This window comes from Rouxiella chamberiensis (genome assembly GCF_026967475.1).
Lineage (GTDB): Bacteria > Pseudomonadota > Gammaproteobacteria > Enterobacterales > Enterobacteriaceae > Rouxiella > Rouxiella chamberiensis.
On the sequence record NZ_CP114058.1, the window covers coordinates 4,280,188 to 4,293,675 of the forward strand.

The window sequence follows — 13,488 nt, forward strand, 5'->3', positions numbered from 1 at the left end:
ATGGCAAAGTCAGCAGCAGAAAGGAAAGCCGCACAGCGGCTGCGTCAAGCTGAAAAAGGTTGTCGCAAGCTAGATTTAATTCTGGACGAACAGGAGCTTATTATGTTGGCGCAGAACTGCGCCGCTCGTCGCCCGCAGCGAGAGCCTTATGAGTTGAATGAATACATCACAATGCTGATCCGAAAGGACAATGCAGAGCTGTGGGCGCAATTAGCCAAACAGAAAGAGCGAGCCTGCGGCCGATGCGGTGACAGTCTCCCAGGCAGTCCGGAGGGATGTCCGTTGATAGGTGAGGGGGCTTGCTGGCAAACATTCGGATGGAAAGAAACAAAGCTAAGCGTGTGACCTGTCACGAAAAGCGCGCCACCTTTCATAAAAGACGATAGTTTGGATTAAGTTTCATGAGGTATGGACGGCAAAGTTTTGTAGAGTTAATGGGCTTATTTTGCGGTGAATGAGAGGTAATTATGGCTTTTAAAGTTGCGAATCTAATAGTTTCAGTGAGTTAACAGTGTTATTTTTTTCTAAGTTTTTTTAGTTTTTTCCTAAGATATGTATGGAATTATTTCCTCTCTGCATCTACCATACTGTTTATGCATACAGTGTTTCAAACACCAGGGGGTAAAAAAGGTGTCAGATTTAGAAGAGGTTGTCACACTTGAACGAATTAACCTGATTGCTCGGCTTTCATCGAGTTGCGATTGCCAAAATAACGATAAAGATATCGCTTTGATTTGGATTGCCGAGCTATCAGGTATGAGCATTGCAGAGATTTTACAGGCCGCAAAAATTAGCCACAGGCAGCAAAAGAGCGGTGCTGATTAAAAAAATCACCTTGCATGCATACAGTGCATGAATCCGCATGATCTCGATAGGATCATCTATCACTCTAAAGACCAGGCCCCGCCTGGTTTTTTACGGTCGTGCAACCGCATTAAAAACGGTCTACAAAGCGGGCAGGCGCGGCGGGGAAAGTATTGCGCGCAGAGGCTAGCAGCGGCTAGGCGTAGGCGCAGCCAGACGCACGCAGGGCGGTGCGGCGTCAAAAATCAGGCTTGGGAGGGGGCGTGAGTGTTGCGCGTCGTGTCGTGCGTCTGAGGCGCTCTGGTCTTAGAGCGGGTTTGAGCGGGTCGGCCAGGGCGAGAGGTGATGTTAAGGTGAAAAAAGCCGCCTTGCTGGGCGGCTCGTACATGGCCAGGGGTTAGTCGTCGCCGAGCTTGTAGGGCTGGAACTGGATCACGTCAACGCCTATCCACTGGTTGATTTCTTTCATGCGCTCTTGCAGTGGTGTCAGCTCGTTACGCACAAAAACTTTTGCCGCCTTTTCAACATCCCCAAATCCCCCGCGTTGTCGGGGATGATGCCCATCATCTGCGGCGGTACGCGGTGCGCGCTTAACAGGTCGTCACGGCTGACTTTTTTGATATTGAAAAAATCGTCCTTGGTTGCCACTTCACTGAGCGGCAAAATCTTGATGCCGTCGGGCTTGCCGTTGGGGGCGTACATAAACAGGTTGCGAAAATTCCCCAATCCCTTTGTGTCGCGCATCGCTTTTCTCATCTGGTCGATATCGCTGCTGCTCTGCGCCGCGTCGGTCATGTAGAGAATGTATCCGGCATGTGCGCCGTTTCTGGTAATACTTGCGGCGAAATAGCGTGGCCGCCTCATTCAGCCAGGCGCTGTTCAGCGCGCTGAGATACTCCGGCAGGCCGTAAAGCTCCTGATTGATATCCGGCTCAAGCAGGTGAAAAACGCTGCCCTTTTCAAATTCGTGCGCGTCTTTCCAATACTGCGTAAACCAATACACGCCAGTTTCGGCACCGCGACGCGTATATTTGGCCGGTGAGGTTTCCAGGCGCAGCGGTTCGCCGAGCGCATTGCGTCGCAGCTCGGCGAAGGCGTTACCAAATACCAGATAATCCAGGGCAAATTTGCTGAATTCCTGCTGGGTGAGCAGCGGGTGAGGGATGAACGTCGAGGCCAGAATATTACGTTTTACGTAAATCGGCGAGCTGTGATGCACGGCGGCGCGCAGGCTGCGCGCCAGCCCGTCGAAGCTTACCGGCGGTTCATACCAGCGGCTGTTTCCGATGCACTCGACATAATCCAGAATGTCCCGCTTATCCATCACCGGCGACGGTTCACCAAAGGTAAACGCCTCGGCCTGCGGTGCGGGAGGTGTAGCGGTATGTTGCAGGGATAAGGCCTTGCGGCCCTTGCGCTTACTCATTAGTTGAACTCCAGAATGTTCGGGCTTAGGTTGCCGTTGGCGGCGGTGAGCGGTTCGTTTAACAGTGTGTGCATGATTGCCCAGGCAACGTCCGCGTGGCTGGCTTCTTCGCTGCGGCTGGCCTCGTAGGTGGAACGGTTGCCGCTGGCCGTCATGGTTTTGCGTATCGCCATAAAGCTTTGTGTAATGTCAGTGCTGCCGGTGTCGTACTCCAGGCGCCCGCTGGTGATGGTGTCTTTGGTTTTCAGTACCATTGCGGTTTTGATTTCAGGTGAATACCGGATTTCGCGTGCGGCGGGAAAGAACTGGCGTACCAGCTGAAAAACGCCTTGCCCGATGCCGGTCGAGTCAATGCCGATGTATTCCGTGTTGTATTTCTTGGTTAAATCCTCAATGGATTTCGCCTGCGCGGCAAAGTCCATGCCGCGCCACTGGTGACGCTCCAATACGCGGAACTTGCCGCCGTGCGCCATAGGCGGTGCGACCACGGCACAGCCTGCGCTGTCGCCGGTGTGTGACGGGTCATAACCAATCCAGACGGGGCGATAATCGAAGGGCCGCAGGGAGTACGGATTGAAGTCCAGCCATTCTTCAAGGCTGTCTACCATGCAGGTTTGAAGCTCGGCGAACGGGAAGACGGATGCGGCATCATCCACAAATTCACACATCAGCAGGTTGTCGTATTCTGCCGGGCTGTATTCGAGCGACAGCTGATCCAGGTCGAACAGGTTACAGCCGCCGGTCAGTGCATCTTCGACCGTGACAATCTGCCGCCACTGGCCGTCTTCACACAGCACGCCTTTCGACAAATGGCTGTGGCTCAAGTCCAGCTCGATACGGGATGCCTTGTCGCGACGCCCCTTGTTGAACAGCTCCCCGACCAGAACGGGTACGCGCTGTGCGCCAGACTCGACGGTGTAGAAAAATAGGTTGTGCGCCATTTCTTGTGCAACGACATGCCCGAGGCGACCTTGCGCAGCTCCTGAAACTTAGGTATCCAGAAATATTCATCCAGGTACAGGTTGCCGGTATAGCTCTGAGCGGTGCGCACGTTGGTGCCAAGAAATATGAGGCGCGCGCCGTTTGGTAGCACAATCGGGTCGCCTTTCAGGTCAACATCGACCTGACGGGCAAAGTCGATGATGTAATTCTTGAAAACGTGCGCCTGCGCCTTGCTGGCCGAGAGAAAAATTTGATTGCGGCCCGTGGTCAGTGCGTCAATCAGGGCTTCACGGGCAAAGTAGAAGGTTGCGCCAATCTGGCGAGACTTGAGGATGTTGCGAATACGGTGCTGGAGTCCGGCCTTGTGCCAGTGCAGCTGATAGTCGAACGACTCCCCCATGAAAATTTCACTGAGTTTTTCCGTCGCTTCTTCACTGAATACGTTCTTGATGACCGGCGCGCGCTCGCCCTTGTTGCGGTTGCGCACGTTGGGATTGAGATCTGCTTCGTTGCCGGACTGACGATAGCGGTCAACCCTTGCCAGGCGTTCAATCTGTCGGCCTAGCAGGTCAATTTCTTTGAAGTCCCTCCCGTCTTTTGCGTCTTTTGCGATGAGTTGAATCAACCGTGCTTCCATGCTGGTTTCGACGCGACTAATGGGCGCAACGGCGTCCCATGCGTCTCGCTTCTTCCAGCTTTGCACGGTCGGGGCTTTTTGATGCAGCGTTTCCGCAATCTGGCGAACGGAGAAGCCCTGCCAGTAGAGAAGGGCAGCTTGTCGCCGTGGGTCGCTGATGATGAGGTTCGGGGTAGTGTTCATGGCAACAGGCTACCGAGGCGCGCCCGCGCCTGCCCGTGCTGGCTGTTGTGTGGGAATGCGCACAACCGGCGCTCGTTGTGACTTGGGGGCAAGGTCTGGAAACTGGCCTTCAACCCGAACCTATCCACAACCGGAGCCTGATTCATGACAGTTAAAGCAAAGCGTTTTCGTATCGCCGTGGAGGGCGCAACGACCGACGGTCGAGCGATTTCCCGTGACTGGATTTCGCAAATGGCAACCAACTATGACCCGTCGATGTACGGTGCCCGCATCAACATGGAGCACATCAAGGGTTACACCCCCGACAGCGCATTTCGCCGCTACGGTGACGTGACCGCGTTGACCGCCGAAGAAATTACCGAAGGGCCAATGCAGGGCAAGCTGGCGCTGTACGGTGAAATTAATCCAACCCCTGAACTGGTCGAATTGAGCAAGGCGCGCCAGAAAATCTACACCTCGATTGAGGTCAACCCCAAATTTGCCGACACCAATCAGGCCTACCTGGTCGGGCTGGCGATCACTGATGACCCCGCGAGCCTTGGCACCGAAATGCTGGCATTCAGCGCCACGGCCAAGCTCAACCCGCTGGCAAGCCGCAAGGTAGACCCTGACAACCTCTTTACCGCCGCCGTTGAAGCCGAGCTGATATTTGAAGAGGTCACCGAACCCGCTGTTTCACTGCTTTCCCGCATCAAGGACAAGTTTGCCAAAAAACAGGCAAGTGACGACGCACGGCTGACAGAAGTGCATGCCGCTGTGGAAGAAGTGGCCGGATTTGCCCAGCAGGAAGTCGGGCAGGTGCGTGAACAGATTGCAACGGTTGAGGCGTCTTTCAATGAACGCCTTGCCCTGTTGGAGCAGGCCACCGAGGCCGACCGTGCCGAGCTGGTCGAGCTGAGTCAAAAACTTTCGACCAGCGATAGCTTTACTCAATCGCGTCGCCCGCAGTCCAGCGGCGGTAACGGAAAAAATGAAGTCCTGACCGACTGTTAATCGCGGCCTGCCGAAACCAGAACGACCGTCAAACCCCGAACTTATTAGGAAAAAAATGCGTCAACCAACCCGTTTTAAATTTAATGCTTTTCTCTCTCGCCTGGCCGAGTTGAACAACGTCGAAACCGGCGACCTGAACAAAAAATTTACCGTTGCTCCGTCCGTGACGCAAACGCTGATGAACCGCGTGCAAGAGTCGTCCGAGTTTCTGACCCGCATCAATATCGTGCCGGTTGCCGAAATGAAGGGGAAAAAATCGGCGTGGGCGTGAGCGGTTCTATCGCCAGCACCACGGACACGGCGGGCGGTGACGAGCGCGAAACGGCTGATTTCGCCTCCCTTGACAGTGAGGGCTACGAATGCGTGCAGGTTAACTACGATTTCCATATCCGCTACAACACCCTTGACCTGTGGGCGCGCTACGAAGATTTTCAGACCCGACTGCGTGATGCCATCATCAAACGCCAGGCGCTTGACCGCATCATGATTGGCTTCAACGGTATCAGCCGCGCGAAGACGTCAAACCGCACCAAGTATCCGCTGTTGCAGGATGTGGCCGTAGGCTGGTTGCAGAAATACCGCGACAACGCGCCAACCCGCGTGATGAACAAAATCGTCGGCGAAGGTGATGCGGTGGTATCCGATAAAATCCGCGTCGGCAAAAACGGCGACTATGCCAACCTCGACGCGCTGGTGATGGATGCGACCAACACGTTGATTGAGCCGTGGTATCAGGAAGACCCCGAGCTGGTTGTGATCTGCGGTCGTCAACTGCTCGCGGATAAATACTTCCCGCTGGTTAACCAGACCCAGGCAAACACCGAAGCGCTGGCCGCCGACATGATTGTGAGCCAAAAACGCATTGGCAACCTGCCTGCCTATCGCGTGCCGTACTTCCCCGCGAATGCGTTGCTTATCACCCGCCTCGATAACCTGTCTATCTACTGGCAGGAAGATACCAACCGCCGCATGGTCGATGAAGTCGCGAAGCGTGACCGCATCGAAAACTACGAATCCATCAATGAAGATTACGTGGTTGAGGATTATGCCTGCGGTGCGCTGGTTGAAAATATTCAGCTGGGTGAATTTGCCAAAGCCGCCGAAGCATCAGCGGGAGAGGCCGAAGCATCAGCGGGAGAGTAAGCCATGTTAAGCCCTGCCCGCCGTCACATGATGCGCCAGTCTGCGGTCGAGGCTTCGCAGCGGGACTCCGGCCCGCTGCGCTATGCCAACGGCTACGAGCGGATGCTGCTCAAGCTCAATGAAGACAAACGCACGCTGAAACAGGTGCGCTCGAACGAGAAGAAAGCCGAGATTAAGCGGAAACTGCTTACCGAGTACGTGCCGTGGGTCGACGGTGTCTTGAGTGAGGGCCGCGGCGCGCAGGATGCCATCCTGATGACCGTCATGATCTGGCGTCTCGATGCCGGAGACATTACCGGCGCGCTGGATATCGCCCGTTACGCGCTGCGCTTTGGCCTGGTACCGCCCGACCTGTACAAGCGCAACAGCACGGCCTACCTGCTGGCCGAGGAAGTCTCCGACGCGGCAACCCGCGCCTATACGGCAAAGGAGGCGGTAGACCCCGCGCCGCTGCTGGCGACGCTGGAGCTGACGAATGCGGAAGACATGCCCGACCAGGTGCGCGCCAAGCTGCACAAAATTATCGGGTATGTGCTGCGCGATGCGGGCAGGGCTTTAGAGGCGTTAGAGCACCTAAAACGCGCGTTGCAGCTGCACGACCGCTGCGGCGTCGTCAAAGATATTGAGCGGCTGGCCCGTGATTTGCGCAATCAGGTAAGCCGTTAAAAAGAATGCTCCCCGAGCAGGACGGCACGACGGCTGCGACCGGTTTTACCGCGATCATGCCGTCGTCCACCGTCCCCCATTTAGAGGTCATTATGTCGCTAGTAATACCGGCCCCGAAACCGTCAGACGCTGACGAAAAGCCGATAAAAAATACGTTCTTCTGGCCGGACGTTGACCTGAAAAGCCTGCGCGCCTCGCTGCGCTATGAAGGCACCGTGACCGCCGAGCGTTTGCGCCAGGCGGTAAAAACAGCCATTTCGGAAGTAAACGCGGAGCTGTACGACTATCGCACGGCACAAATGGAGGCGGGTTATCTCACCCTTGCCGACGTTCCTGCCGACAAGATAGACGGGGAGAGCATCAAGCTGACCCACTACGAGGCCGCCGTGTGCGCCCTGACCGGCGCAACGATTGTCGAACGCTATCGCGGTTATGACGCCAGCGGCACACGAAAGGCTGAGGAAATCGACGTGTCGGCATCAGAGCTATGGCGTGATGCGCGTTTTAGTATCAGCAAGATTGCCGGTCGCTCGGCCTGCATTATCGGGTTGTTGTGATGAAAGTGTATGCGCGGCAGGGCGATACCGTGGACTCAATATGCTGGCGCTTTTACGGGCGCACCGAGTCCGTTTTTGAGCAAGTCCTTGCGGCTAATCCAGGTCTGGCAAACATGGGGGTGATCCTTCCCCACGGCTACGCGCTGGAAATGCCGGAGGTAGCCGCCTCGACCGTGCGCGAAACCGTTCAACTTTGGGACTAAAAATGGAATGGATTAAATCGGCCGTTGCCTATTTTGTCGCGATCCTTCTGGCGTGGTTCGCCCGTCACTCGCCGCAGGATATCGCCTTTATCGTCGGTAGCCTGGTCGCGGTGGGGACGCTGATAATCAACCTGGTCAGCGCGATCGTTAACTGGCACTACAAGCGCGCAACGCTGGCGCTGTTGCGGGCGCGAGGAATGAGCGAGGAGGTTATCAATGAATACACTCGTTAAACGCTGTCTGGCGGCGGCGGTTTTGCTCCTTGCCGCCACGTTGCCGGATTATCGGCAGCTTCACACCTCCGAGGCGGGGTTGCGCCTTATCACCGATTTCGAGGGCTGTCGGCTTTCGCCCTACAAGTGTCAGGCAGGAACGTGGACAAACGGCATTGGGCATACCGTCGGTGTAACTGGCCGCAGCCATGTCACGGAACGGCAGGCGGCGACGAACCTTGTCGATGATGTAAAAAGGTTGAAAGCCAGCTGGCTGTCTGCGCACCGGTGGCAATGCCGCAGCCGGTTTACGATGCGCTGGTGAGTTTCTCATTTAACGTGGGAACCGGCGCGGCCTGCCGCTCAACGTTGGTGTCGTACCTCAATCGGCATCAGTGGTGGCAGGCGTGCGATCAGCTTACCCGCTGGGTATTCGTGAATGGCAAGGTGTCGGCTGGTCTGGAAAGACGCCGCCAGGCTGAGCGCAAGCTTTGCCTGAGCGGGGTGTAACATGCGCATCGCCATCGGTCTTTTGGTTGTCGCGCTTCTGGCTTTGCTCGCTGCCGCCGGTTACGCCCATCACCTGAGTATTCAACTGGAAAGTGCGAACAGGATAGTCGGCACCTTGTCTGCCGGTATCGAAAGCCGCGATGCCGCGATCGCTCGCCTGCAAGATGAATCTGCCGAGCGTGAAAAAAGCGAGCTGGCCCTGCGCATGTTGCTCGGGGATGCCAACTCGGCGGCGCGCAATCGTGAAGCAAAAATTCAGAGGTTAATCGCTGAAAATGAAACGCTCAAAACTTGGTTCAATGCTGCTTTGCCTGATGCTGTTATCCGGCTGCAAGAGCGCCCCGCCTTTGCCAGTGCCAACGATTATTTACGTTGGCTGTCCGAGGGTAACGAGCTGCCCATTTCCGGCAAGTGATCCCAAAACCAACGGCGACCTAAGCGCCGATATTCGTCAGCTTGAAGGCGCGCTGGCGGCGTGCGGCTTGCAGGTCGAAGCCGTCAAGCAGTGTCAGGAGAAGCAAGATGCTAAAACCCAAGCAGCTACGCGAAGCGCTCACCCAGGCATCGCCTTATCTGCAACGCAACCCCGATAGTTTCAATATGTTTATCGATCGCGGGCGGGTGGTTTCCACGCTGGCCCCGTCGCTTTCATTTGAATACCAGTATCAGGTCAATATCGTTATTACCGATTACTCCGCAGACGTGGATTTATTGGTCGTGCCCATCCTTGCCTGGCTACGTGTGAATCAGCCCGACATCATGGCCACGACTGAAAAACGTCAGACGGGGTACACGTTCAAGGTGGATGTGATCAGTGACAGCACGGTTGATATCAGCATTGATTTGCAGCTTACCGAGCGCGTAATAGTGAAAGATATCGATGGGGCGCTGCACGTTGAGCATGTGCCGGAGCCGCAGGAGCCGGAAAATATACCGCGCCCGAGGCAGCTTTATGTTCATGGCGAGTTAGTGAGTGAATGGCGTGAATGATTTGCAGGCATTCGAAGAACGTCTGGCGGCGCTGATTGCCAACCTGTCGCCCGCGTCGCGAAAGCAAATGGCCGCAGACATTGCAAAGAGGCTCCGCGCCAGCCAGCAGGCCAATATCAAGGCGCAACGCGCGCCGGACGGCACGCCCTTCGCTGCGAGAAAAACGCAAAAAATCAGGGCGAAAAAAGGGCGTGTTAAACGTGAAATGTTTACCAAGATGCGCACCAATAAATACATGAAGGCCAAGGCGACCGGCAACGATGCATCGGTAGAATTTACCGGCAAGGTGCAACGTATGGCGCGCGTTCATCACTATGGATTGAGAGACAAAATCACGCGAAATAGTCATGACAAAGAGGTTAAATACGACGCCCGTCCGTTGCTGGGGTTCAGTGAGGATGATATGCAGAATATCGAAAGCATCATTATTAGCCATCTTGCTAAATAGCCTGTTGTGTCATGGGTGAATGAACCTCTGTTGATTGCGGCATGGATGCCCCTCGCGGGATTATTGCCCTATGAACCTACTCGAAGAAATCAACGAAACTCTGCGACTTATTCGCAACCTGATCCGCATTGGCACCGTGACCGAGATTGACCTGGTTGCGGGTAAATGTCGCGTTCAAACGGGAGAGAATATTACCGATTGGCTGCAATGGCTGAGCGCCCGCGCAGGCAATACGCGCACCTGGTTCGCCCCGTCCGTGGGCGAGCAAGTTCTGATATTTTCCCTGGGCGGCGAGCTTGATGCCGCGTTCGTCCTGCCTGGTATTTTCTCCGACAAATTCCCCGCGCCGTCCAATTCTGCCGAGGCCTTGCACTTTACCTTTTCCGACGGTGCGGTTATCGAGTACGAACCCAAAACCGGCGCGCTAAAAGCCGTCGGCATCAAATCTGCCAACGTGGAAGCCACCGAATCCATTACTGCCAAGACCAAGGTTGTATTGGTCAACGCCTCTCAAAAAATCACGCTGGATACGCCGACGGTGGAATGCACCCATGAACTGATAGCCAAAACCTTAAAAGTAACCGAAGGCGGCGAGATGAGCGGGGACGTTACACACTCGGGCGGCAGTTTTACATCCAACGGCATCGTGGTTGATGACCACAAACACGGCAATGTGCAAAGCGGTGGTTCGCAGACCAAGGGGACATATGGCTAACGCAAGTTATCTCGGGATGAGCCGCGCAACCGGCGCAGCGATAGACGACCTTGAGCATATACGGCAATCGCTGAGTGACATTCTCGGCACGCCCATCGGCTCGCGTGTCATGAGGCGTGATTACGGCTCGATGTTGTCCGACCTGATTGACCAGCCGAAAAATGACGCTCTGCGGCTGCAAATCATGGCCGCGTGCTACATCGCCGTTTTGAAATGGGAGCCGCGCATCAAGCTGACGGGTATCACTTTTGAGAAAGGCGAGGCGGGCAAAATGGTCGTGGAAATTACAGGAACGCGCGTCGACACCTCAGCAACCTTTTCTCTTTCCTTACCTGTGAGCTGAAATCATGTCAATTATCGATTTAAGTCAGTTACCCGCACCGGACGTGGTGGAAACGCTGGACTATGAAACTTTGCTGGCCGAGCGAAAGGCCACGCTTGTTTCCTTGTATCCAGAAGAAGACCAGGAGGCCATTACGCGCACGCTTACGCTTGAATCCGAACCGATAGTTAAGCTGCTACAGGAAAATGCTTACCGTGAAGTCATTCTGCGCCAGCGAGTTAATGAGGCGGCGCGGGCGGTGATGCTGGCCTATTCGACCGGCAACGACCTCGACCAAATTGGAGCAAATTACAACGTCGAGCGCCTAACCCTCGTCGCTGCCGATGAAAGCACAATACCGCCGACGGTCGCCGTCATGGAGAGTGACGGCGATTTTCTGCTGCGCATCCAGCAATCGTTCGAAGGCTTGAGCGTTGCGGGCCCGTCTGCTGCCTATGAGTGGCACGCCCGCAGCGTAGATGGCGCGATTGCCGATGCGTCGGCAATCAGCCCATCACCGGCAACCGTCACGATCACGGTACTCGCGCGCGAAGGCAGCGGCGAAGCCAATGCCGCCTTGTTGTCAGCGGTTGAAGCGGCATTGAACGCCGAGGATGTGAGGCCGGTCGCTGACAGGGTTACGGTGCAATCGGCGGCAATTACAGACTATTCGGTAAGCGCCAAGCTCTATCTTTACGACGACGTGGCCGCTGGCCCTTGCCTGGTGGATGCCGGTAATAAACTTTCGGCCTTTATCGCAGAGCAGCGAAAGCTGGGCCGTAGTATACGTCGGCAGGCCTACGCCTCGGTGTTGCGCGTGGCGGGCGTCGAGTATGTTGAACTGACGGAACCGGCAACCGATTTTATCCTGGACAAAACGCAGGCTGGTCACTGCACCGGCACAGCGATTGAAATCGGGGTGCGCGATGACTGAGCGGTTGATGCCCGTAGGTTCAAGCGCGCTTGAGGTTGCCGCCGCACAGGCGTGTGCGCGGATTGAAGGCATCCCCGTGCCGCTTCGCACGCTGTGGAACGCCTACGAATGCCCGCTGTCGTTACTGCCTTATCTGGCGTGGGCGTGGTCTGTTGATAGCTGGAACGAAAAGTGGCCCGAGTCCACCAAGCGGTCGGTAGTGGCCGCGTCGCAATCAGTGCATAAGCACAAAGGGACGATAGGCGCGCTGCGTCGTGTGGTTGAGCCGTTGGGCTATCTGATCCGCGTAGTCGAATGGTGGCAGACGAACGAGGCGCCAGGTACGTTTCGGCTGGAAATTGGCGTGCTTGATACGGGAATTACCGATGAGATGTATCAGGAGCTGGAGCGCCTCATAGCCGATGCGAAACCCTGTAGCCGCCACCTTATCGGCCTTTCCATCAACCTTGAAACAACCGGCGCATCACGGGTCAGCGTGACAAGTTATAGCGGCGACACGCTGACGGTGTACCCCTACAGCCCCGAAGTAATAACCATAACTGGCCCAGGCTATACCGGTGCCGGTGTGCATATTATCGATAACATGAGAGTAAACGCATGACAGCTAAATATTTTGCCCTGCTAACGACACTTGGCGCGGCCAAGCTGGCAAACATGGCGGCTTTGGGTACCAAGTTGCAAATTACGCAAATGGCGGTGGGTGACGGCAACGGCACGCTGCCAACGCCAAACCCGTCACAAACAGCGCTGGTATCTGAAAAGCGGCGTGCCGCTATCAACACGCTCAGCGTTGATGCGGCCAACAGCAGCCAGATTATCGCCGAGCAAATCATTCCCGAAAATGAGGGCGGCTTCTGGATACGCGAGATCGGTTTGTTTGACAGCAACGGCACACTGATTGCCGTAGCGAACTGCCCCGAAACCTATAAGCCACTTTTGCAGGAGGGTAGCGGGCGAACTCAAACCGTGCGCATGATCCTGATTGTAAATAGCACGGACACGGTAACGTTAAAAGTTGACCCGTCGGTTGTGCTGGCTACCCGCCAATATGTGGATGACCAAAACACGCAGGTCAGCAAGCATCTTGATGAATTGGTGGCTCAACACGTCAGCGACCCGAATCCGCACCCGCAATATGCATTCAAGGAAAGCCCGCAATTTACCGGCGTCCCGACCGCGCCGACCGCTTCCGAAGGCAACAACAGTACGCAGCTGGCTACCACGGCTTATGTGCGAAAGGCACTGTCTGCGCTGGTTGACGGGTCGCCTGATGCGCTGGATACGTTGAACGAACTGGCGGCGGCGCTGGGTGACGATCCGAACTTTTCGACCACCATGCTTAACAAGGTCGCCGAAAAAATGGCGAAGGAGCAAAACGGCGCTGATATTGTCGATGTGGAGAAATTCAGGGGAAACCTTGGGTTAGGTGATGCGGCGGTAAAAACCGTGGGTACGGGAGTCAATCAAATCCCTGACATGGGCAGTTATGGTTTTTTAAAGGCAGGCAATGGTTATCAAAAATTTCCGTCCGGTCTGATTTTACAGTGGGCATCCGGCGTTTGTGACGCCAATGGGATTATGACAGTTTCATTGCCAACCGCTTTTAAAAGTCAGATGTGCGGCGGGGTGGCAAATGAAGCTAATCCAACAGGTTGGAGTCCAACAAACGTAACGGTATGGGGTTTTGACCTTTCAGGTTCGACGGTGACAACAGCCGTCGCGCGGGTGAGAAATGTTTTGAGTTCGGGTGGGCCTACTACGCAGAACGGACTTTCCGGACGTATTTTGGTTTGGGGTTATTAA

Annotated in this window: 16 protein-coding genes and 4 pseudogenes; 18 read left to right on the plus strand and 2 right to left on the minus strand. The window is 55.5% G+C overall.

The genetic code is table 11. The features are described 5' to 3' along the window. The gene (locus O1V66_RS20040) at positions 1–345 is read left to right on the plus strand and encodes a hypothetical protein (protein ID WP_045049086.1); all 345 of its coding nucleotides are present in this window, start codon (positions 1–3) and stop codon (positions 343–345) included. Positions 346–630: 285 nt separating this feature from the next. Further along, positions 631–825, plus strand: coding sequence for a hypothetical protein (locus tag O1V66_RS20045; RefSeq protein ID WP_152623653.1), 195 nt, complete (start codon positions 631–633; stop codon positions 823–825). Between the two features lie 376 nt (positions 826–1,201). On the opposite strand, the pseudogene O1V66_RS20050 reads toward O1V66_RS20045, so the two are convergent. Continuing rightward, a pseudogene (locus tag O1V66_RS20050) lies at positions 1,202–2,230 on the minus strand (phage portal protein). Beyond that, positions 2,230–3,992: pseudogene (locus O1V66_RS20055) on the minus strand (terminase ATPase subunit family protein). Before O1V66_RS20055 ends, O1V66_RS20050 begins: the two co-directional pseudogenes overlap by 1 nt. 144 nt (positions 3,993–4,136) lie before the next feature. Between O1V66_RS20055 and O1V66_RS20060 the strand changes: the two are divergent. The 16 genes and pseudogenes from O1V66_RS20060 (at position 4,137) to O1V66_RS20135 (ending at position 13,488) form a co-directional block, all read left to right on the plus strand. Continuing rightward, positions 4,137–4,985, plus strand: a complete 849-nt coding sequence (locus O1V66_RS20060) for a GPO family capsid scaffolding protein (RefSeq protein WP_045049090.1) — start codon at positions 4,137–4,139, stop codon at positions 4,983–4,985. Between the two features lie 55 nt (positions 4,986–5,040). After that, positions 5,041–6,128: pseudogene (locus tag O1V66_RS20065) on the plus strand (phage major capsid protein, P2 family). Between the two features lie 3 nt (positions 6,129–6,131). Next, a complete protein-coding gene (locus O1V66_RS20070) occupies positions 6,132–6,794 on the plus strand; it encodes a phage terminase small subunit (RefSeq protein WP_045049092.1) in 663 nt (220 codons plus the stop codon). A 92-nt stretch (positions 6,795–6,886) separates the two neighbouring features. Next, a complete protein-coding gene (locus O1V66_RS20075) occupies positions 6,887–7,351 on the plus strand; it encodes a head completion/stabilization protein (RefSeq protein ID WP_082051056.1) in 465 nt (154 codons plus the stop codon). Next, positions 7,351–7,554, plus strand: coding sequence for a tail protein X (locus tag O1V66_RS20080; RefSeq protein WP_045049093.1), 204 nt, complete (start codon positions 7,351–7,353; stop codon positions 7,552–7,554). Before O1V66_RS20075 ends, O1V66_RS20080 begins: the two co-directional genes overlap by 1 nt. Before the next feature lie 2 nt (positions 7,555–7,556). Continuing rightward, positions 7,557–7,787: a hypothetical protein gene (locus tag O1V66_RS20085; protein ID WP_045049094.1), complete on the plus strand. Its 231-nt coding sequence runs from the start codon at positions 7,557–7,559 to the stop codon at positions 7,785–7,787. Then, positions 7,771–8,276, plus strand: a pseudogene (locus O1V66_RS20090) (lysozyme). The gene O1V66_RS20085 and the pseudogene O1V66_RS20090 overlap by 17 nt, the downstream one beginning before the upstream one ends. Position 8,277: 1 nt before the next feature. Further along, a complete protein-coding gene (gene lysB / locus O1V66_RS20095; protein WP_072045108.1) occupies positions 8,278–8,691 on the plus strand; it encodes an Rz-like lysis system protein LysB in 414 nt (137 codons plus the stop codon). Then, positions 8,576–8,869 (plus strand): Rz1-like lysis system protein LysC, encoded by a 294-nt coding sequence (gene lysC, locus O1V66_RS20100; protein ID WP_152623654.1) that lies wholly within the window; start codon positions 8,576–8,578, stop codon positions 8,867–8,869. The genes lysB and lysC overlap by 116 nt, the downstream gene beginning before the upstream one ends. Continuing rightward, on the plus strand, positions 8,799–9,266 hold the full coding sequence (locus O1V66_RS20105; protein ID WP_045049096.1) for a phage tail protein: 468 nt from the start codon (positions 8,799–8,801) through the stop codon (positions 9,264–9,266). The genes lysC and O1V66_RS20105 overlap by 71 nt, the downstream gene beginning before the upstream one ends. Next, on the plus strand, positions 9,259–9,714 hold the full coding sequence (locus tag O1V66_RS20110; RefSeq protein ID WP_045049219.1) for a phage virion morphogenesis protein: 456 nt from the start codon (positions 9,259–9,261) through the stop codon (positions 9,712–9,714). The genes O1V66_RS20105 and O1V66_RS20110 overlap by 8 nt, the downstream gene beginning before the upstream one ends. Positions 9,715–9,784: 70 nt before the next feature. Then, positions 9,785–10,429 carry a phage baseplate assembly protein V gene (locus O1V66_RS20115; RefSeq protein WP_045049097.1) on the plus strand — a complete coding sequence of 215 codons (645 nt, stop codon included), beginning with the start codon at positions 9,785–9,787 and terminating at the stop codon, positions 10,427–10,429. After that, on the plus strand, positions 10,422–10,772 hold the full coding sequence (locus O1V66_RS20120; protein ID WP_045049098.1) for a GPW/gp25 family protein: 351 nt from the start codon (positions 10,422–10,424) through the stop codon (positions 10,770–10,772). The genes O1V66_RS20115 and O1V66_RS20120 overlap by 8 nt, the downstream gene beginning before the upstream one ends. A 4-nt stretch (positions 10,773–10,776) precedes the next feature. Further along, the gene (locus O1V66_RS20125; RefSeq protein ID WP_045049099.1) at positions 10,777–11,685 is read left to right on the plus strand and encodes a baseplate J/gp47 family protein; all 909 of its coding nucleotides are present in this window, start codon (positions 10,777–10,779) and stop codon (positions 11,683–11,685) included. Then, positions 11,678–12,286 (plus strand): phage tail protein I, encoded by a 609-nt coding sequence (locus O1V66_RS20130; protein WP_045049100.1) that lies wholly within the window; start codon positions 11,678–11,680, stop codon positions 12,284–12,286. The genes O1V66_RS20125 and O1V66_RS20130 overlap by 8 nt, the downstream gene beginning before the upstream one ends. Beyond that, a complete protein-coding gene (locus O1V66_RS20135; RefSeq protein WP_082051049.1) occupies positions 12,283–13,488 on the plus strand; it encodes a phage tail protein in 1,206 nt (401 codons plus the stop codon). Before O1V66_RS20130 ends, O1V66_RS20135 begins: the two co-directional genes overlap by 4 nt.

Bases quoted from the DNA above. Each gene is read 5' to 3' on its own strand.
- O1V66_RS20130 (WP_045049100.1), top strand. From the start codon at position 11,678: ATGACTGAGCGGTTGATGCCCGTAGGTTCAAGCGCGCTTGAGGTTGCC.
- lysB (WP_072045108.1), top strand. From the start codon at position 8,278: ATGCGCATCGCCATCGGTCTTTTGGTTGTCGCGCTTCTGGCTTTGCTC.
- O1V66_RS20135 (WP_082051049.1), top strand. From the start codon at position 12,283: ATGACAGCTAAATATTTTGCCCTGCTAACGACACTTGGCGCGGCCAAG.
- O1V66_RS20125 (WP_045049099.1), top strand. From the start codon at position 10,777: ATGTCAATTATCGATTTAAGTCAGTTACCCGCACCGGACGTGGTGGAA.
- O1V66_RS20115 (WP_045049097.1), top strand. From the start codon at position 9,785: ATGAACCTACTCGAAGAAATCAACGAAACTCTGCGACTTATTCGCAAC.
- O1V66_RS20040 (WP_045049086.1), top strand. From the start codon at position 1: ATGGCAAAGTCAGCAGCAGAAAGGAAAGCCGCACAGCGGCTGCGTCAA.
- O1V66_RS20060 (WP_045049090.1), top strand. From the start codon at position 4,137: ATGACAGTTAAAGCAAAGCGTTTTCGTATCGCCGTGGAGGGCGCAACG.
- lysC (WP_152623654.1), top strand. From the start codon at position 8,576: ATGCTGCTTTGCCTGATGCTGTTATCCGGCTGCAAGAGCGCCCCGCCT.
- O1V66_RS20085 (WP_045049094.1), top strand. From the start codon at position 7,557: ATGGAATGGATTAAATCGGCCGTTGCCTATTTTGTCGCGATCCTTCTG.
- O1V66_RS20080 (WP_045049093.1), top strand. From the start codon at position 7,351: ATGAAAGTGTATGCGCGGCAGGGCGATACCGTGGACTCAATATGCTGG.
- O1V66_RS20120 (WP_045049098.1), top strand. From the start codon at position 10,422: ATGGCTAACGCAAGTTATCTCGGGATGAGCCGCGCAACCGGCGCAGCG.
- O1V66_RS20070 (WP_045049092.1), top strand. From the start codon at position 6,132: ATGTTAAGCCCTGCCCGCCGTCACATGATGCGCCAGTCTGCGGTCGAG.
- O1V66_RS20105 (WP_045049096.1), top strand. From the start codon at position 8,799: ATGCTAAAACCCAAGCAGCTACGCGAAGCGCTCACCCAGGCATCGCCT.
- O1V66_RS20075 (WP_082051056.1), top strand. From the start codon at position 6,887: ATGTCGCTAGTAATACCGGCCCCGAAACCGTCAGACGCTGACGAAAAG.